Source organism: Lysinibacillus sp. FSL M8-0216 (assembly GCF_038595555.1).
Lineage (GTDB): Bacteria > Bacillota > Bacilli > Bacillales_A > Planococcaceae > Lysinibacillus > Lysinibacillus fusiformis.
The window spans coordinates 4,342,491-4,360,966 of the sequence record NZ_CP152007.1 but is presented as its reverse complement, the minus strand read 5'-3'; the positions used below and the strand labels follow the sequence as shown (position 1 = coordinate 4,360,966).

The window sequence follows — 18,476 nt, the reverse complement described above, 5'->3', positions numbered from 1 at the left end:
AGTCTACTCATATTCGTTTGAGTAGACTATTTTTTTGCATTTTTAGTAAAGTGTAATGGTAAAATGAAAAGAAAAAGGTAGTGATGGTGTGGAACAAAAGCAAATGTTACAGCTCATTGCAAAAGATGTAGCGGTTAAACCAGGGCAAGTTGATGCTGTTATTAAATTATTAGAAGAAGGAAATACAGTTCCGTTTATTGCGCGTTATCGAAAAGAAGTAACGGGATCTCTGGATGAGGTGCAAATTAAAGCTGTAGAGGATCGTTATCACTACATACAGCAGCTCGAACAACGGAAAGAAGAGGTTATTCGATTAATCCAAGAGCAAGATAAGCTTACACCAGAATTAGAAAAATCTATTCTTTCAGCAACAGTACTACAGCGTGTAGAGGATTTATATAGACCTTACAAGCAAAAGCGTCGTACTAAGGCTACTATTGCAAAAGAAAAGGGCTTAGAACCACTGGCAGATCTTTTAGTAGCTTTTAGTCATGATCCACTAGAGCAACTAGCTATTAAATTCGTCGATAATGATCAAGTAGCTAATACTGAAGACGCGCTAGCAGGAGCGAGAGATATTTTAGCAGAACGCTTTGCTGATGATGCTGCTATTCGTGAGAAAATTCGTACGTATTCATTGAAAGATGGCGTACTTGTAACGAGTGTGAAAAATGCAGAAATAGATGAGAAAAATGTATTTGAAATGTACTACGAGTATGAGGAGCCTGTTAATCGAATTGTTCCTCATCGTATTCTAGCGATAAATCGTGGGGAAAAAGAAGATGTTTTAAAAGTTTCGATTCATGTTCCGGTGGATCGCGTATTGATGATCATGTGGAAAGAATGGATACCAGCAACGGGAACATCTCCTGCTATTGCTGAAGTGAAGCTAGCTATCGAAGATTCGTACAAGCGTTTAATTCAACCTTCTATAGAAAGAGAAATACGTAATGAGCTTACTGAAAAAGCAGAAACACAGGCTATTCATATTTTCTCTGCAAACTTACGTAATCTACTATTACAACCACCTATGAAAGGCAAATATGTCTTGGGCGTTGACCCAGCTTATCGTACCGGTTGTAAATTAGCAGTTGTCGATGAAACTGGGAAAATGCTAGAGGTTACCGCTATCTATCCACATCCACCTAAACCAGATGTGGCAAAATCGAAAGCTGTTGTAAAAGCAATCTTAGCAAAATACCCAATTAGTATAATTGCTATTGGTAATGGGACAGCCTCCCGTGAAACAGAACAATTCATTGTTGATGTATTAAACGAGCTGACTACGGACGTAGCCTACGTTATTGTTAATGAAGCGGGAGCATCTGTGTACTCAGCATCGGATATTGCTCGGGCTGAATTCCCTGATTTACAGGTTGAGCAACGAAGTGCTGTGTCTATTGCCCGACGCTTACAAGATCCTTTATCAGAGCTAGTGAAGATTGAACCAAAAGCAGTTGGAGTGGGGCAGTATCAGCATGATGTTTCTCAAAAGAAATTAAATGAATCATTAACATTTATAGTAGAAACAGCAGTTAACCAAGTGGGAGTTGATGTAAACACGGCCTCTTCATCACTTTTACAATACGTTTCTGGTTTATCTAAAACAGTTGCAGAAAATATCGTGAAGGTTCGAGAAGAGAATGGTCAATTCACTACCCGTGTACAATTAAAGAAAATTCCAAGATTGGGTGCGAAAACTTATGAGCAAGCCATTGGTTTCTTACGTATCTCTGAGGCAAAAAATCCATTTGATTCTACAGGTATCCACCCTGAAAGCTATCATCTTGCAGAACAGATTTTAGGAGAGGCAAAGATCGATAAAAAAGAACTTGGAACGAAGAAGGCGGAGGAAGCTATTGCTGCTTTGGATATTCAACAATTAAGTGGAGTACTAGAGATTGGTGTTGTAACGATTCAAGATATTGTAGATACTTTGATGAAGCCAAGTCGTGATCCACGTGATGCGTTCCCACAGCCATTGCTAAAAACAGATGTATTGAAAATGGAAGATTTAAAAGTTGGTATGGAGCTACAGGGAACTGTGCGAAATGTAGTAGACTTTGGAGCTTTTGTTGATATTGGTGTGAAGCAAGATGGACTTGTGCACATTTCAAAACTTCAAAATAAACGCATTAAACATCCATTAGAGGTTGTGGCGTTAGGAGATATTGTAACCGTTTGGGTTGAACAGATTGATCTTAGTAAAGGGCGGATTTCTTTAACAATGCTTCCTCCTAAAAATCAATTATTAGATTGAGTAATAAATTTTTACCACGCTGTGCATACTACACAGTGTGGTATTCTTGTTGTTGGAGGTGATCAAGTTGGACAATGAGGAACTACAACAGCTTGTATGTCGAATTTCTTTGGAAAGTTTTCAAAAACCATTTATACACCAAGCTTATTTTAATGGAAGGTTACGTTCAACGGGCGGGCGATATCTTTTACAAACGCACAATATTGAGATCAATCCAAAAGCTTTTGAATTATATGGTATTAAGGAAATTCAAGGCATTGTACTTCATGAACTGTGTCATTACCATTTACATATTGAAGGTAAGGGGTATCAGCATCGGGATAAAGAATTCAGGGAACTATTAAATAAAGTAAAGGCACCTCGTTTCTGTTCAGCGTTACATACTTCTAAATCATCTATAAAAAAACAACGACGCTACACCTATACATGTACTAATTGCCAGCAATTATATGTAAGAAAAATTAAAATGAATGTTGAAAAGTACTGTTGTAGCAAGTGTTTGGGCAGGCTTAAATTATTAGAGTAAAAAAATATTAAAAAAAGATTGACGTATTGTTTAGTTATCCCTATAATAGTAAAAGTCGACAAGATAACGACGACAACATAACACTCATTATTCCGAAGTAGCTCAGTTGGTAGTAGCACCTGACTGTTAATCAGGTTGTCGCAGGTTCGAGTCCTGCCTTCGGAGCCATGGCCCCTTGGTCAAGTGGTTAAGACACCGCCCTTTCACGGCGGTAACACGGGTTCGAATCCCGTAGGGGTCATTTTCATAATTTACTTTGCAAATAATATTGGTCCCGTGGTGTAGCGGTTAACATGCCTGCCTGTCACGCAGGAGATCGCCGGTTCGATCCCGGTCGGGACCGCCACTTATTGGGGTATAGCCAAGCGGTAAGGCAACGGATTTTGATTCCGTCATGCCTAGGTTCGAATCCTAGTACCCCAGCCATTCATTTCTTAATTTGAGCCATTAGCTCAGTTGGTAGAGCATCTGACTTTTAATCAGAGGGTCGAAGGTTCGAGTCCTTCATGGCTCATCTCTTTTAAGAAAAAGGTTGACTTTCTATTGATGTATAGTATAATAAGAAAGTTACTAATTGAATGCGGTCGTGGCGGAACGGCAGACGCGCTAGGTTGAGGGCCTAGTGGGGGCAACCCCGTGGAGGTTCAAGTCCTCTCGGCCGCACCAAAGTCAATTACAAAGTTAATTAATTCATATGCGCCCGTAGCTCAATTGGATAGAGCGTCTGACTACGGATCAGAAGGTTGTGGGTTCGACTCCTGCCGGGCGCGCCATATTTTTTAAAAATAATGCGGGTGTAGTTTAATGGTAAAACCTCAGCCTTCCAAGCTGATGTCGTGAGTTCGATTCTCATCACCCGCTCCAAAAAAAGTGTTGACAACCTCTTGGTTGTTTGATAAGATTAAATAGTTGTCTGATTCGACAACGTTATGAACCTTGAAAACTGAACAAGCAAAACGTAATCAATAAAGTTTTAAGTAGCTAGTTTAGCTAGTGAACGAAACAAAATTTTGGACATCAAAATTGATGCCAGCAAAACAATTTGAGCTAATCAAATTTCTTTTATGGAGAGTTTGATCCTGGCTCAGGACGAACGCTGGCGGCGTGCCTAATACATGCAAGTCGAGCGAACAGAGAAGGAGCTTGCTCCTTCGACGTTAGCGGCGGACGGGTGAGTAACACGTGGGCAACCTACCTTATAGTTTGGGATAACTCCGGGAAACCGGGGCTAATACCGAATAATCTGTTTCACCTCATGGTGAAACACTGAAAGACGGTTTCGGCTGTCGCTATAGGATGGGCCCGCGGCGCATTAGCTAGTTGGTGAGGTAACGGCTCACCAAGGCGACGATGCGTAGCCGACCTGAGAGGGTGATCGGCCACACTGGGACTGAGACACGGCCCAGACTCCTACGGGAGGCAGCAGTAGGGAATCTTCCACAATGGGCGAAAGCCTGATGGAGCAACGCCGCGTGAGTGAAGAAGGATTTCGGTTCGTAAAACTCTGTTGTAAGGGAAGAACAAGTACAGTAGTAACTGGCTGTACCTTGACGGTACCTTATTAGAAAGCCACGGCTAACTACGTGCCAGCAGCCGCGGTAATACGTAGGTGGCAAGCGTTGTCCGGAATTATTGGGCGTAAAGCGCGCGCAGGTGGTTTCTTAAGTCTGATGTGAAAGCCCACGGCTCAACCGTGGAGGGTCATTGGAAACTGGGAGACTTGAGTGCAGAAGAGGATAGTGGAATTCCAAGTGTAGCGGTGAAATGCGTAGAGATTTGGAGGAACACCAGTGGCGAAGGCGACTATCTGGTCTGTAACTGACACTGAGGCGCGAAAGCGTGGGGAGCAAACAGGATTAGATACCCTGGTAGTCCACGCCGTAAACGATGAGTGCTAAGTGTTAGGGGGTTTCCGCCCCTTAGTGCTGCAGCTAACGCATTAAGCACTCCGCCTGGGGAGTACGGTCGCAAGACTGAAACTCAAAGGAATTGACGGGGGCCCGCACAAGCGGTGGAGCATGTGGTTTAATTCGAAGCAACGCGAAGAACCTTACCAGGTCTTGACATCCCGTTGACCACTGTAGAGATATAGTTTCCCCTTCGGGGGCAACGGTGACAGGTGGTGCATGGTTGTCGTCAGCTCGTGTCGTGAGATGTTGGGTTAAGTCCCGCAACGAGCGCAACCCTTGATCTTAGTTGCCATCATTTAGTTGGGCACTCTAAGGTGACTGCCGGTGACAAACCGGAGGAAGGTGGGGATGACGTCAAATCATCATGCCCCTTATGACCTGGGCTACACACGTGCTACAATGGACGATACAAACGGTTGCCAACTCGCGAGAGGGAGCTAATCCGATAAAGTCGTTCTCAGTTCGGATTGTAGGCTGCAACTCGCCTACATGAAGCCGGAATCGCTAGTAATCGCGGATCAGCATGCCGCGGTGAATACGTTCCCGGGCCTTGTACACACCGCCCGTCACACCACGAGAGTTTGTAACACCCGAAGTCGGTGAGGTAACCTTTTGGAGCCAGCCGCCGAAGGTGGGATAGATGATTGGGGTGAAGTCGTAACAAGGTAGCCGTATCGGAAGGTGCGGCTGGATCACCTCCTTTCTAAGGATATTTTCGGAATACAAACCTTGGGTTTGTAAGATTACGTTTTGCGTTCAGTTTTGAAGGTTCATTCTTCTGAATGAAATACTTCAAAACTTGTTCTTTGAAAACTGGATAAAACGACATTGAAATAGTAACAAACACATTTATTTTTTTAAGTTTTTTATAGGCTTAATAACATTAAAAGGTTTCAAGACACGAGCAGTTAAATGCGATGTGTATTGGAAGCTGATAGGTTAAGTTATTAAGGGCGCACGGCGAATGCCTTGGCACTAGGAGCCGAAGAAGGACGGCACTAACACCGATATGCTTCGGGGAGCTGTAAGTGAGCTTTGATCCGGAGATTTCCGAATGGGGGAACCCACTACGTTTAATCGCGTAGTATCTTGACGTGAATACATAGCGTCTTGAAGGCAGACCCAGGGAACTGAAACATCTAAGTACCTGGAGGAAGAGAAAGAAAAATCGATTCCCTGAGTAGCGGCGAGCGAAACGGGAAGAGCCCAAACCAAGAGGCTTGCCTCTTGGGGTTGTAGGACACTCAATACGGAGTTACAAAAGAGCGAGTTAGATGAAGCGACTTGGAAAGGTCCGCCAGAGCAGGTAAAAGCCCTGTAGTCGAAAGTTCGTTCCCTCCTGAGTGGATCCTGAGTACGGCGGAACACGTGAAATTCCGTCGGAATCCGGGAGGACCATCTCCCAAGGCTAAATACTACCTAGTGACCGATAGTGAACCAGTACCGTGAGGGAAAGGTGAAAAGCACCCCGGAAGGGGAGTGAAAGAGATCCTGAAACCGTGTGCCTACAAGTAGTTAGAGCCCGTTAATGGGTGATAGCGTGCCTTTTGTAGAATGAACCGGCGAGTTACGATTACGTGCGAGGTTAAGCTTTAGAAGGCGGAGCCGCAGCGAAAGCGAGTCTGAATAGGGCGAAATAGTACGTGGTCGTAGACCCGAAACCAGGTGATCTACCCATGTCCAGGGTGAAGGTAAGGTAACACTTACTGGAGGCCCGAACCCACGCACGTTGAAAAGTGCGGGGATGAGGTGTGGGTAGCGGAGAAATTCCAATCGAACTTGGAGATAGCTGGTTCTCTCCGAAATAGCTTTAGGGCTAGCCTCGTGATGAGAATACTGGAGGTAGAGCACTGTTTGGACTAGGGGGCCATCCCGGTTTACCGAATTCAGACAAACTCCGAATGCCAGATATTTATACACGGGAGTCAGACTGCGAGTGATAAGATCCGTAGTCAAAAGGGAAACAGCCCAGACCACCAGCTAAGGTCCCAAAGTAATCGTTAAGTGGAAAAGGATGTGGCGTTGCACAGACAACCAGGATGTTGGCTTAGAAGCAGCCATCATTTAAAGAGTGCGTAATAGCTCACTGGTCGAGTGACGCTGCGCCGAAAATGTATCGGGGCTAAACGATTCACCGAAGCTGTGGATTGACATCTACGATGTCAGTGGTAGGAGAGCGTTCTAAGTGCGTTGAAGTCAGACCGGAAGGACTGGTGGAGCGCTTAGAAGTGAGAATGCCGGTATGAGTAGCGAAAGACGGGTGAGAATCCCGTCCACCGTATGACTAAGGTTTCCTGAGGAAGGCTCGTCCGCTCAGGGTTAGTCGGGACCTAAGCCGAGGCCGATAGGCGTAGGCGATGGACAACAGGTTGATATTCCTGTACCACCTCCTCACCGTTTGAGAAATGGGGGGACGCAGTAGGATAGGGTAAGCGCGCTGTTGGTTATGCGCGTCCAAGCAGTAAGGCGTGTGTGTAGGCAAATCCGCACACTGTAACGTTGAGCTGTGATGGCGAGTCCGTATGGACGAAGTTCCTGATTTCACACTGCCAAGAAAAGCCTCTATCGAGGTGAGAGGTGCCCGTACCGCAAACCGACACAGGTAGTCGAGGAGAGAATCCTAAGGTGTGCGAGAGAACTCTCGTTAAGGAACTCGGCAAAATGACCCCGTAACTTCGGGAGAAGGGGTGCTCTTGAGCGTGCAAGCGCATGAGAGCCGCAGTGAATAGGCCCAGGCGACTGTTTAGCAAAAACACAGGTCTCTGCAAAACCGTAAGGTGACGTATAGGGGCTGACGCCTGCCCGGTGCTGGAAGGTTAAGAGGAGTGGTTAGCGCAAGCGAAGCTGCGAATTGAAGCCCCAGTAAACGGCGGCCGTAACTATAACGGTCCTAAGGTAGCGAAATTCCTTGTCGGGTAAGTTCCGACCCGCACGAAAGGCGTAACGATCTGGGCACTGTCTCAACGAGAGACTCGGTGAAATTATAGTACCTGTGAAGATGCAGGTTACCCGCGACAGGACGGAAAGACCCCGTGGAGCTTTACTGTAGCCTGATATTGAATTTTGGTACAACTTGTACAGGATAGGTAGGAGCCAGAGATCTCGGAGCGCCAGCTTCGAAGGAGGCGTCGGTGGGATACTACCCTGGTTGTATTGAAATTCTAACCCATGCCCCTTAGCGGGGCAGGAGACAGTGTCAGGCGGACAGTTTGACTGGGGCGGTCGCCTCCTAAAAGGTAACGGAGGCGCCCAAAGGTTCCCTCAGAATGGTTGGAAATCATTCGTAGAGTGTAAAGGCACAAGGGAGCTTGACTGCGAGACCTACAAGTCGAGCAGGGTCGAAAGACGGGCTTAGTGATCCGGTGGTTCCGCATGGAAGGGCCATCGCTCAACGGATAAAAGCTACCCCGGGGATAACAGGCTTATCTCCCCCAAGAGTCCACATCGACGGGGAGGTTTGGCACCTCGATGTCGGCTCATCGCATCCTGGGGCTGTAGTCGGTCCCAAGGGTTGGGCTGTTCGCCCATTAAAGCGGTACGCGAGCTGGGTTCAGAACGTCGTGAGACAGTTCGGTCCCTATCCGTCGTGGGCGTAGGAAATTTGAGAGGAGCTGTCCTTAGTACGAGAGGACCGGGATGGACACACCGCTGGTGTACCAGTTGTCTTGCCAAAGGCATCGCTGGGTAGCTATGTGTGGACGGGATAAGTGCTGAAAGCATCTAAGCATGAAGCCCCCCTCAAGATGAGATTTCCCATTACGCAAGTAAGTAAGATCCCTCAAAGACGATGAGGTAGATAGGTTCGAGGTGGAAGTGTGGTGACACATGGAGCTGACGAATACTAATCGATCGAGGACTTAACCAAAAAAGTTTGAAACCTTCAATGAACCGTTTATCCAGTTTTGAAAGAATAATTTCTTTTATGAAGGGTTTCAAGATACGAGTAGTTCGAGGAAGCAATAGAGAGAGGGAAGGAGCGTACTCAAGTACGTGACTGACTGAACGACAGCAGCTGACGAAGAAATGCGATGTATATTGAAAGCCGAAAATAGTCTAGTGATGATGGCAAAGAGGTCACACCCGTTCCCATACCGAACACGGAAGTTAAGCTCTTTAGCGCCGATGGTAGTTGGGGGCTTCCCCCTGTGAGAGTAGGACGTCGCTAGGCAATAAAAACAGTCAGCTGTGTGCTGACTGTTTTTTTATTTCTATTCATTTCTTTTTATGCCTATTGCTATATTCTATCCAGAATTCGGCATTTTTAATTCCGACTTCTCTTGGATCAAAAATAGGATCGAGGCCAGCCTTTTTTTGTCGATCATAATCTTGTAAAACTCGAATCGCTGGCTTGGTTAATAATACAATAGCAATAAAGTTCAAATAACTCATACTCCCAAATCCAATGTCTCCAAGACCCCACATAAGACTGACAGATTGAACACTTCCAATATAAACAACTAGTAAGAAGATCACTTTTAATACTAATTTTAAAAATGGGAAGCGAAGTTTTTTATCTAAATACACAATAGTTGTCTCTGCAATATAATAATATGCCATTAAAGTAGTGAATGCGAAGAGGAAAATTGCTATAGCTACGAATCCACTTCCAAAATCATTAAATACTGTAGATACTGCTGCTTGTGTATAAGCAGTACCTGCTACAACGCCCGGGATATTTTCAACTAACGGTGTCGTTGTTCCAGGAGGAGTAACATTATACATACCTGTTATGAGAATCATTAAAGCTGTAGCCGTACAGACAATGATTGTATCAATATAGATGGAAAACCCTTGAACTAAACCTTGTTTAGCTGGATGAGATACTTCAGCAGCAGCAGAACTAAAAGTTGCTTCTCCTGCTCCAGCTACGTTTGAAAATACCGAGCGTCTTACACCCCAGGCGATGGCAGTCCCCACTATACCTCCAAAAATTGCATTTGTACCAAAGGCACTTGTCAGTATAAGTTTAACCATATCTGGAATTTCACTTACATTCGCTCCTAATATGAAGAGTGTTAAAATGACGTAGGCAAGTGCCATAATAGGAACAACTTTATCTGCAACACGTGCTATGCGTTTTACACCACCGAATATGATTAATCCCAAAAGAATAACGATTAAGGCACCTGTTATAAAGGGCGGAATATGAAAAGCCGTATTAAATGAAGTGGCAATTGTATTCGCCTGGATTCCCGGTACTAGAACACCATATGAAAGACAGATAACAATCGCAACAAATATAGCAAAACCCTTTAGTCTTAAACCCTTTTCGATATAGTATGGAGAACCACCGCGATACTGATCATCAGCCTTTTCTTTATATAATTGGGCAAGTGTTGATTCAATAAATGCACTTGCACCCCCTAGAAATGCCATAACACCCATCCAAAATACTGCGCCTGGTCCACCAGCAGCAATTGCCGTAGCCACTCCTGCGATATTGCCAACACCAACCCGCCCAGACAATGCCATACAAAACGCTTGGAATGATGAGATTCCTTCATTTGACTCTTTACGTTCACGTAATAATCGAATCATCTCAGGAATATAACGAATTTGAACAGCTTTTGTTAGGACGGTAAAGTAAAGACCTACCCCTAATGCTAAGTATACAAGTGCATTTCCCCAAATATAATCGACCAACGCATTAACGATTGTCTCCATAGATGTTTCCCCCTTTTTTTCTTAAATCAAAATCCTTAATTATCACCCTAAAATTTGTTTACTATACATCACCAGCACTCAACTCATCACGCGAATTATGCCTGCAATATGATTGAAGCGTGTGTACGGCTTTAGTTTAGGTAAATGTTTAAATAGCGAAAACCTCCCTTCATGATTTTTAAGCTCACCCTATGTATTGCATGTTTTATGCCATAAAGCAAAAAAGCCTTTTACTCATGAAGATGAGAAAAAGACTTTTACACTTTCATATAGTTTTTTTATGAATAGTAAGAGACCCAACAGTTTCATTCCAAATTTGTTTCATCTGCTGACGGCCAGCTAAAATTTCTGGATGAAATTGAATATGTGCAGTGGCTCTTGTTTTTTCAACAGCTTGGATGGCCAGCTTAATATCATGATTGGATGCTCCTCCATTGAGGCGTTGAGCAATTGTAAGTGCTGCAACTTCTCCCTGCGCTAATGCTACCTTGGCTCCTTCAATTCCTGTAATATTTCCAGCTACATATAATCCCTCTAAATTAGTTTCCATTTGTTCATTATGTAAAGGAATGAACCCACCTAATTGTTCGATATAATGAAATGGACAACCTGCTACAGAAGCAAGCTCTGCTAGAGGGTAAAGGCCACCAGCGATACAAATAAAATCAGCTTTGATACGTTGTTCGCTACCTTTCACAATAGAGCCGTCTGTATTCACAGTTGCTAAAACGACCCCTTCGACCTGATCTTTACCTACGATTTCTATAACCGCTTTACGCAACATAATAGGTATATCCCACATTTTCACACCATTTTTAGGATAAAAGGTAATACCGAGTTTTTTCATAAAGTCATTTTTCATGAATTTGCTACCCATCTTAACAAAAGGGGAGGGAGCCATATGAGCTACATGCAATAATGAGTTCATAACTTCTAAGGGATTGCTATTCCCTTCTGTTAACAAGTTAGCAGGGGGTAATGTAATAGCGGCTACCTGAACACCTGCTAATTGTAATTCCATCGCAATCGCTGAAGAAAGTACATTAACTCCGACAATGACGCCACGTTTACCTGGCTTCACACGATGCACATTTGTCATAACTTGTGCTGCTCCAACAGACATTACCCCTGGTAGCGTCCAACCTGGAATTGGGAAAGGCGATTCGGCAGCTCCAGTAGCTAGTAGCAGATGTTGGGTACGAAATACACCTTTGGTTGTATGGATGATCCACATGCCATCTATTTTTTCTAAGTCGGATACACTTGTTTGTAATAAAAATTCAACATGGACTGCTTTAGCTCGTTCTACTAAACGTTCAGATTCTACAATGCCATTCCACCATGTTCCTGGCTTTTCTTCATATAGTTGTCCCAGTAATCGACCTCCCGCATATAAATATTCATCGATAACAAGGACTGCAATATTTTTTTCCGCTAATGTAATGGCCGCCGCAAGCCCAGCAGGACCAGCTCCAATAATAACTACTTTATTGTTCATGATTCTTCCTCCAGTCTCTTACTGTCGTAGGAAGTGTCTGTCCACTTTTTACAACCATCCCATCTGAGAGAGGGGTTAAGCATGCTCGTTCGCCCTCTAAGCCATTTACAGTGACACGGCATTCAAAACAATGTCCAATATTACAATAAATACCTCGAGGCTGCCCAGTTTCTTCGTGCAAACGTAAAGTCCGTATTCCGTGTGCTAGCAAGGCAGCCGCTAGGGACTCACCTTTGTAACCTTCAAACTCATGATCGTCAAAAGTAAAGGTCACTTTTTCTCTTTGTATTATGTTCCCGAAAATTGGGTGGTTTAATATACGTTCTGTCATCAGTTAACCTCCCCTAAGTCGGAGAATCGTACTGGTCGAATAGGGGCTTGATGTTTTAATGAAACCTCATCATTTTTACGAGGATGATGAAGATTGGCAATTTTATCTACCATAGTACGGCATGTACGACCGCCACAATAGCCCATACCTGCACGCGTTCGTAATTTCAGTTCTCGTGCAGAGCACTTATATTTTGATGCGCTTTCAACTAATTCATCGTAACTAATTTCTTCACAACGGCATACAATCATAGATTTATTTTGCATAGTTCCACCTCTACTCTAAAAAATACTTAACATAGAACATAATGCAAAAACTATGCCAAAGAAAAAAATAGCTACGAAAAGTAAATCTAGATGGATGTGAAAGGTGTGTATAGAAATATTGACATATATTTAAATAAATTAGACGTCTATGTTTAATTTTTTTAATCGGTTGTATAAAGTGGCACGAGTAATACCTAAAATTTTAGCGCATGTTTTCTTATTACCATTTACTTTAGCAAGCTGGTCTAATATTATTTCTCGTTCATAATGTTCAAGCTGATGGTGGAGCTCTGTCCCTAGAGGAAACTCCCTCTTAACGTCCAATGTTTCATCTTTTGGCATCATCGCTAAAATATCAGTAGGAAGATCTTCCATATGAATGGCCCCCTCATCAGAAAAAACAACGAGTCGCTCGATAACATTAGATAATTCACGCACATTGCCTGGCCAGTGGTATTTTAAAAGAACATTTGCTATTTCAGTTGGGATACCTTGAATAGGTCGATTATATTTAATCGACTTTTCATATAAGAAGTAATTGCTTATTTCTAATATATCTGATGCCCGCTCTCTAAGAGGGGGGACTGTGAAATTCACCACATTCAGTCGATAATATAAATCTTCTCTAAATTTGCCCTCTGCCACTAATTGCTTCAAATCTCTATTAGTAGCTGCTACTAAATTAAATTCGACGTCCATTTCCTTTGTACCGCCAACTGTGTAAAAAGTTTTTTCCTGGAGCAATCGTAAAATCTTGACTTGCATTTCTAGCGGCATCTCACCGATTTCATCTAAAAATAAAGTACCCCCACGTGCAAGCTCTACTTTACCTTTTTTTCCCTTTTGATGGGCACCAGAAAAAGCTCCTTTTTCATAGCCAAAAATTTCACTTTCAAATAGACCGCTTGGAATGGCCCCACAATTGATAGCAACAAAAGGTGCCTCAGACTTTTCTCGAATAGCGTGAACTGCACGTGCAAACAGCTCTTTACCAACGCCACTCTCTCCATAAATTAAAATATTTGCCTCGGTTTTTGCGACCTTTTTTACTTTTTCTAATACTTCTTTAAGCTTTGGACTATTACCACGAATAAGGGTGAATGGGTCAAAGGCTAGGCCATTCGTATTCATCTGTTTCTCTAAATTTAACAATTTCTCAGATGTAATATGAAGCTCTTCGTTTAATTTCTTGACATGGGTAATATCTGTTTCAGCTACCACCGCTCCAATCGTCTTATCATGCAGCATAACAGGATTAGAGTTAATCATGACGACGAGATCTTCCCGTGGAAAATGCTGCTGTTGATAGACAGATTTTCTATGCTGTAAAGTATGTAAAATTTCTAGTTGATCTTCTTTGAAAAAGTGAGTGATTGGCTTACCGATAATATTTTCTCCAGATACTGAAAAAATGCTTTCGGCACCCTTTGTCCAATAAATAACATTTTGTTCAGCATCTATGACCGTACATGATTCATTAATAGTATTTAAAATAGTTTGTAAATAAGCATTTCCGCATTCTAATTCATAGGCAAGGTCGTATGCTAAGGACTCTCTCCATAAATATCCTAAATATTGCTTCTCCTCATTACAAACTAGTAAAAATTCGTAGTCCTTCATATATTCAATGGCGTTTTTGAGCGGGCAATTCGACTGGATGGTATGACAGGCAACATAGTGAACATCATTTTTTCTTTTACCGCGAACTGCACCATAGGGTTTATTATTTTCAATCACAAAATATTGTTTGCTGGCATCGTTTATTTTGGACACAATGTCGTCAGTAGTTGTAATAGCAAAGTTACATTTTACTATTTTATTCATTATTAAATGATATGGATGCAAGATAAGTCCCCCCTTATTGTTCATTTGTCCAATTATTTTGAATAATATAAATAATTTTGACACATAGTGCCTAGTTTATCAAACAAATTCCAGTTTGATAGATTGGCATGATTTTTGCATCATACAGTCATAAATAGAAAGGAGGAGGAAGATATGAAGAAATCCCATCATGATATCGTAATTATTGGCGGTGGCATTATTGGTGGAGCAATAGCTTATTATTGCGCAAAGGCCGGCCTAGATATCACAATACTTGAAAAAAACGAACTTGCGAGTGGGACTTCTTCTCGTTGTGATGGCAATATTTTAGCTATTGATAAAGATCCTGGCTTCGACAGTCAAATGTCTTTAGTCAGTCAAAGATTGGTTCATGAACTTAATAGAGAGTTAGATATGAGCTTTGAATATCGGAATCCGGGCAGCATCCTTGTTTGTGAAAGTGAGCTAGAGATGGAGGCTGCGCAGCAATGGGTTAATCGCCAACAAGAGGCGGGTTTAGATTTTACGATGTTAGATCGTGAGGATTTACGGAACGAATCAAAATACTTCGCAGATGACTTATACGGTGGATTGGAATGTAAAACTGATTCAACAGTGAACCCATACATGCTGACATTTTCTATGTTTCATTCAGCTGAGAAGTTAGGGGCAAAGATAAAAAAACAGACAGAGGTCAAGCATATTAAAAAACAGCCAGATCATACATTTTTACTTGAAACGAATGACGGATGGATAGCCGCCAATAAAGTCATTAATGCTTGCGGAATTTGGGCACCGTTTATTGGACAAATGCTTGATATTGATATTCCCATTAAACCTCGCAAAGGTCATATACTGGTCGCATCACGTCAGCAACCAGTTGGGCTAAGAAAAGTAATGGAATTTGGTTATTTAATTTCAAAGTTTGGTGGAGAGCGTAAGGTGGATGCGGATATTGAAAAGTATGGAGTAGCCTTAGTGTTTGAACCGACAGAGGCACAGAATTTTTTAATAGGGAGTAGTCGTGAATTTGTAGGCTTTGACACGAAGGTGAATCATGATGTGGCAAAAATGATTGCTAGACGTGCAGTACGATTCTATCCAAAAATTGCTGATATGTCGATTATTCGTACATATGCAGGGTTAAGACCATGGACAGAAGATCATTTACCTATTATTTGTGAAGTAGAAGAAGTACCTGGCTTCTATATTGCAGCGGGTCATGAAGGAGATGGCATTAGCTTAGCTGCAGTTACCGGAAAACTTATCCAAGAATTACTCCAGCACACAGATACATGCATTCCTACTGAACCGGTACATCTTAGTCGTTTTCAGAAAGGAGTCCTTCATAAATGAATTTTCAAAAGCTATTTACGACGATTGATACTCATACGGGTGGAAATCCAACACGTTCATTAATAAGTGGTATGCCCAAGCTTGAAGGCAAAACTATGTCAGAAAAAATGTTATTTATGCAAGAGAACTATGACTGGATTCGAAAATTTCTTATGAATGAGCCACGAGGACATAGCGTAATGTCAGGCGTTATCATTACAGATCCTTGCCACCCCGAAGCCGATATTGGCGTGATTTATATAGAAACAGGTGGGTACTTACCAATGTGTGGACATGACACAATAGGTGTTTGTACAGCACTAATTGAAGCAAATTTAATAGAGGTCACTACACCCTATACAAACATAAAATTGGACACACCTGCAGGTTTAATAGATGTACAAATTAAAGTGGATGATGGAGTAGCGAAGGAAGTGACCTTTAAAAACGTACCATCCTTTTTATTAAAAACGATTGAAATCAACGATGCTGAGCTAGGTGTAGTGGAATGTGAAATAGCATATGGAGGGAACTTTTACGGCATTATTGATGCTAGAAAAATCAATCTAGACTTAGCTGTAGACAATTCGACGAAGATTATTAACACGGCTATTCGCCTCCGTAATACTGTAAATGCTAAGGAGGATATTGTCCATCCTGAATTCTCGTTTATCCATGGGCTTACACATATTGAGTTTTATACAGATCATGTTAACCCATCAGCAGATTTAAAAAATACAGTTGTTGTTCCGCCAGGAGGAATAGACCGTTCTCCTTGTGGCACTGGTACTTCTGCCAAAATTGCTACACTCTACTCAAAAAATAAGCTCGCTCTCAATGAGTCCTTCGTTTATGAAAGTATTGTGGGAACAATGTTTAAAGCACGTGTACTAGAAGAAGTAACGATAAGTGGTTTAACAGCTGTTATTCCGGAGGTAACAGGATCAGCATGGGTAATGGGGATGCATCGTTTCTTTTACAATGATCAGGACCCACTAAAAGAGGGCTATTTGATGATTCCGCCAATGGATCACTAAGGGAGGATAAACATGAATTTTCATAAGTCTTTTCAAACGATAGATACACAAGTAGTGGGAGAAGCCTTTCGCATCATTGTGCAATCCCCAATCATGCTTATGCATGAAGATATTTTGGAAGCGGATCATCAGTTAAATACACAATTTGAAGATACAAAACAACAGCTTTTGAATGAGCCTAGAGGACACCGTGGAATGAATGGCTGCCTTGTTTTACCATCCGCTATTGCTTCTTATCGCTTATTATTTTTCCAGCATGCAGCTTCTACAAATTTTAAGTATGAGGCACTTGTAGCCACAATGACAGCATTGATTGAGCAAGGAAAAATAGAACTCTCAAAAAATAATACTTACTCTATTGAAACATTCAAAGGCGTCTATGAAGCCTATGTCAAACTTTCTGAAAAGAGAGATGCAGTATTATCAGTTCATTTAATAGTGAAGCCAGCACATTTAGAAGGTGAGCAAGTCATTATTGATAATGAACGACGCTACATGGTGGTTGAAAAACCACGGCAAATTAAAGCCATTGTTTTAGAAGAATTAGCAGAAATCAGTACGTGGGGATTACTAGAAAGTGAGAAATATAGTACGGCAGATGGGGTCATTATGTATGAACAATTAGTTGGCTCTGTCAGGTCCGTTACCTTTGAACGAGATGGCTATATATTACGTTCACCTGGTGTAGATAGTACACTGGCGTTAATAGCGGTTTTAGGGGAAGAAGCTGTCAAAAAAAACGACAGTATTTTTGGTAGCAGCATTGAAATTATACAAAAGCATGAAGCTGGCTACGAAATTGCATTAACAGGTTATATCACAGGAATCCATCAATTTGTAGTGGACCGTGAAGATCCTTTGCAGCATGGATTTATCATTGTGTAATAAAAGAGGATAGAGGAGGATAAAGATGAAAAATCTAGAAGGTGTATTTCCTGTATTAGTAACGCCGATGAAAAATCAAACAGACATTGATTGGGGTGGTTTCCGTCAAAATATTGAACATTTTATTGAAGCAGGGGTAACAGGTATTGCTATTAACGGTAGTACAGGTGAATTTGTAAGTTTAACGAAAGAAGAACGGTTTAAAGCAGTAGAGGTAGCTGTAGATCAAATTAAAGGGCGAATTACATTGATTGTTGGTACAGCAGCTGAAACAACTGCAGAAGCAATTATCTATACACAGCAGGCAGAACAGGCTGGAGCAGATGCAGCATTATTAATTAATTCCTATTACGCACATCCAAAAGATGATGAAATATATGTTCATTTTAAATCAGTAGCCGAATCTGTAAACTTCCCTATTATGATCTATAATAATCCGTTTACTTCGGGGGTAGATATTGGCTTAGAAACGATTTTAAAAGTAGGTAGAGATGTTCCAAATATTACACATATTAAAGAATCAAGCGGCAATATTGGAAAAGCGCGTGATATCGTACGTCAAGGCCAAGATGATATAAAAGTATTTTGTGGCTCAGAGGATTTAGCTATCGAATCATTTTTAGTTGGGGCTGTTGGGTGGATTTCTGTATCTGGAAATATTGTGCCAGAGCTTGTGACAAAATTATATAGCCAAGTACAAGAGGGGAACCTAGAGGCAGCTTGGGCAATTTACGATCGCTTATTACCTTTATGTGCATTTTTAGAGGGATCGGGTAAATATGTACAAATTACTAAACGTGCAATGGAACTAAAAGGGTGGGCAGGAGGGCCTTGTCGTCTACCACGACTCCCACTAACAGAGGAAGAAGATGCCCAACTTAAAGCAATTATGACTAATTTAGACGTACTGGCAATTGAACATTATTAATGCAAAGGGGGA

11 protein-coding genes, 8 tRNA genes and 3 rRNA genes are annotated in these 18,476 nt (G+C 42.0%); 17 read left to right on the top strand and 5 right to left on the bottom strand.

The genetic code is table 11. From position 1 onward, the window contains the following. The first annotated feature begins 88 nt into the window (after window positions 1-88). The 13 genes from MKX57_RS21645 (at window position 89) to rrf (ending at window position 8,864) form a co-directional block, all read left to right on the top strand. Window positions 89-2,260, top strand: coding sequence for a Tex family protein (locus MKX57_RS21645; RefSeq protein WP_342550596.1), 2,172 nt, complete (start codon window positions 89-91; stop codon window positions 2,258-2,260). A gap of 67 nt (window positions 2,261-2,327) precedes the next feature. Further along, window positions 2,328-2,786: a SprT family protein gene (locus tag MKX57_RS21640; protein WP_043990239.1), complete on the top strand. Its 459-nt coding sequence runs from the start codon at window positions 2,328-2,330 to the stop codon at window positions 2,784-2,786. 91 nt (window positions 2,787-2,877) lie between these two features. Continuing rightward, window positions 2,878-2,954: transfer RNA gene (locus MKX57_RS21635), tRNA-Asn, on the top strand. A gap of 1 nt (window position 2,955) precedes the next feature. Beyond that, window positions 2,956-3,027, top strand: a tRNA-Glu gene (locus MKX57_RS21630). Window positions 3,028-3,056: 29 nt separating this feature from the next. Beyond that, window positions 3,057-3,132 (top strand) — tRNA-Asp (locus tag MKX57_RS21625). A gap of 5 nt (window positions 3,133-3,137) precedes the next feature. After that, window positions 3,138-3,212, top strand: a tRNA-Gln gene (locus MKX57_RS21620). Between the two features lie 15 nt (window positions 3,213-3,227). Further along, window positions 3,228-3,300 (top strand) — tRNA-Lys (locus MKX57_RS21615). Between the two features lie 66 nt (window positions 3,301-3,366). Next, window positions 3,367-3,452 (top strand) — tRNA-Leu (locus MKX57_RS21610). Between the two features lie 30 nt (window positions 3,453-3,482). Continuing rightward, window positions 3,483-3,559, top strand: a tRNA-Arg gene (locus tag MKX57_RS21605). Between the two features lie 17 nt (window positions 3,560-3,576). Next, a tRNA-Gly gene (locus tag MKX57_RS21600) sits at window positions 3,577-3,650 on the top strand. A gap of 197 nt (window positions 3,651-3,847) precedes the next feature. Then, window positions 3,848-5,399: ribosomal RNA gene (locus MKX57_RS21595) — 16S ribosomal RNA — on the top strand. A 234-nt stretch (window positions 5,400-5,633) separates the two neighbouring features. Further along, a 23S ribosomal RNA gene (locus tag MKX57_RS21590) occupies window positions 5,634-8,561 on the top strand. A gap of 187 nt (window positions 8,562-8,748) precedes the next feature. Continuing rightward, window positions 8,749-8,864, top strand: a 5S ribosomal RNA gene (rrf, locus tag MKX57_RS21585). Together the 16S, 23S and 5S rRNA genes with 8 tRNA genes alongside form the textbook arrangement of a ribosomal RNA operon. 44 nt (window positions 8,865-8,908) lie before the next feature. Here the strand turns inward: rrf and MKX57_RS21580 are convergent. The 5 genes from MKX57_RS21580 to MKX57_RS21560 form a co-directional block, all read right to left on the bottom strand. After that, window positions 8,909-10,360, bottom strand: coding sequence for an alanine/glycine:cation symporter family protein (locus MKX57_RS21580; protein WP_107922880.1), 1,452 nt, complete (start codon window positions 10,358-10,360; stop codon window positions 8,909-8,911). Window positions 10,361-10,625: 265 nt separating this feature from the next. Next, entirely contained in the window at window positions 10,626-11,858 is a 1,233-nt protein-coding gene (locus MKX57_RS21575) for an FAD-dependent oxidoreductase (RefSeq protein ID WP_008177036.1), read from the bottom strand. Continuing rightward, window positions 11,848-12,189, bottom strand: a complete 342-nt coding sequence (locus MKX57_RS21570) for a (2Fe-2S)-binding protein (protein ID WP_008177033.1) — start codon at window positions 12,187-12,189, stop codon at window positions 11,848-11,850. Before MKX57_RS21570 ends, MKX57_RS21575 begins: the two co-directional genes overlap by 11 nt. Further along, window positions 12,189-12,455: a (2Fe-2S)-binding protein gene (locus tag MKX57_RS21565; RefSeq protein WP_008177031.1), complete on the bottom strand. Its 267-nt coding sequence runs from the start codon at window positions 12,453-12,455 to the stop codon at window positions 12,189-12,191. The genes MKX57_RS21570 and MKX57_RS21565 overlap by 1 nt, the downstream gene beginning before the upstream one ends. A 138-nt stretch (window positions 12,456-12,593) precedes the next feature. Continuing rightward, window positions 12,594-14,300, bottom strand: coding sequence for a sigma 54-interacting transcriptional regulator (locus MKX57_RS21560; protein ID WP_237068918.1), 1,707 nt, complete (start codon window positions 14,298-14,300; stop codon window positions 12,594-12,596). 153 nt (window positions 14,301-14,453) lie between these two features. Here MKX57_RS21560 and MKX57_RS21555 point away from each other — a divergent pair, with 153 nt between their 5' ends. From MKX57_RS21555 to dapA, 4 genes are read left to right on the top strand one after another with little or no spacing between them, the layout of a single operon-like run. After that, window positions 14,454-15,635 (top strand): FAD-dependent oxidoreductase, encoded by a 1,182-nt coding sequence (locus MKX57_RS21555; RefSeq protein ID WP_171366046.1) that lies wholly within the window; start codon window positions 14,454-14,456, stop codon window positions 15,633-15,635. Continuing rightward, window positions 15,632-16,651 carry a proline racemase family protein gene (locus tag MKX57_RS21550; protein WP_342550595.1) on the top strand — a complete coding sequence of 340 codons (1,020 nt, stop codon included), beginning with the start codon at window positions 15,632-15,634 and terminating at the stop codon, window positions 16,649-16,651. Before MKX57_RS21555 ends, MKX57_RS21550 begins: the two co-directional genes overlap by 4 nt. 12 nt (window positions 16,652-16,663) lie before the next feature. Further along, complete coding sequence (locus tag MKX57_RS21545; RefSeq protein ID WP_342550594.1) at window positions 16,664-17,536, top strand: proline racemase family protein; 873 nt, start codon at window positions 16,664-16,666, stop codon at window positions 17,534-17,536. 25 nt (window positions 17,537-17,561) lie between these two features. Continuing rightward, window positions 17,562-18,464, top strand: coding sequence for a 4-hydroxy-tetrahydrodipicolinate synthase (gene dapA, locus MKX57_RS21540; protein ID WP_089987165.1), 903 nt, complete (start codon window positions 17,562-17,564; stop codon window positions 18,462-18,464). Window positions 18,465-18,476 lie beyond the last annotated feature (12 nt).

What these genes read in the sequence shown, in the direction of transcription:
- MKX57_RS21580 (WP_107922880.1), bottom strand. Translation starts at nt 10,360, where the DNA reads ATGGAGACAATCGTTAATGCGTTGGTCGATTATATTTGGGGAAATGCA.
- MKX57_RS21575 (WP_008177036.1), bottom strand. Translation starts at nt 11,858, where the DNA reads ATGAACAATAAAGTAGTTATTATTGGAGCTGGTCCTGCTGGGCTTGCG.
- MKX57_RS21570 (WP_008177033.1), bottom strand. Translation starts at nt 12,189, where the DNA reads ATGACAGAACGTATATTAAACCACCCAATTTTCGGGAACATAATACAA.
- MKX57_RS21565 (WP_008177031.1), bottom strand. Translation starts at nt 12,455, where the DNA reads ATGCAAAATAAATCTATGATTGTATGCCGTTGTGAAGAAATTAGTTAC.
- MKX57_RS21555 (WP_171366046.1), top strand. Translation starts at nt 14,454, where the DNA reads ATGAAGAAATCCCATCATGATATCGTAATTATTGGCGGTGGCATTATT.
- MKX57_RS21550 (WP_342550595.1), top strand. Translation starts at nt 15,632, where the DNA reads ATGAATTTTCAAAAGCTATTTACGACGATTGATACTCATACGGGTGGA.
- MKX57_RS21545 (WP_342550594.1), top strand. Translation starts at nt 16,664, where the DNA reads ATGAATTTTCATAAGTCTTTTCAAACGATAGATACACAAGTAGTGGGA.
- dapA (WP_089987165.1), top strand. Translation starts at nt 17,562, where the DNA reads ATGAAAAATCTAGAAGGTGTATTTCCTGTATTAGTAACGCCGATGAAA.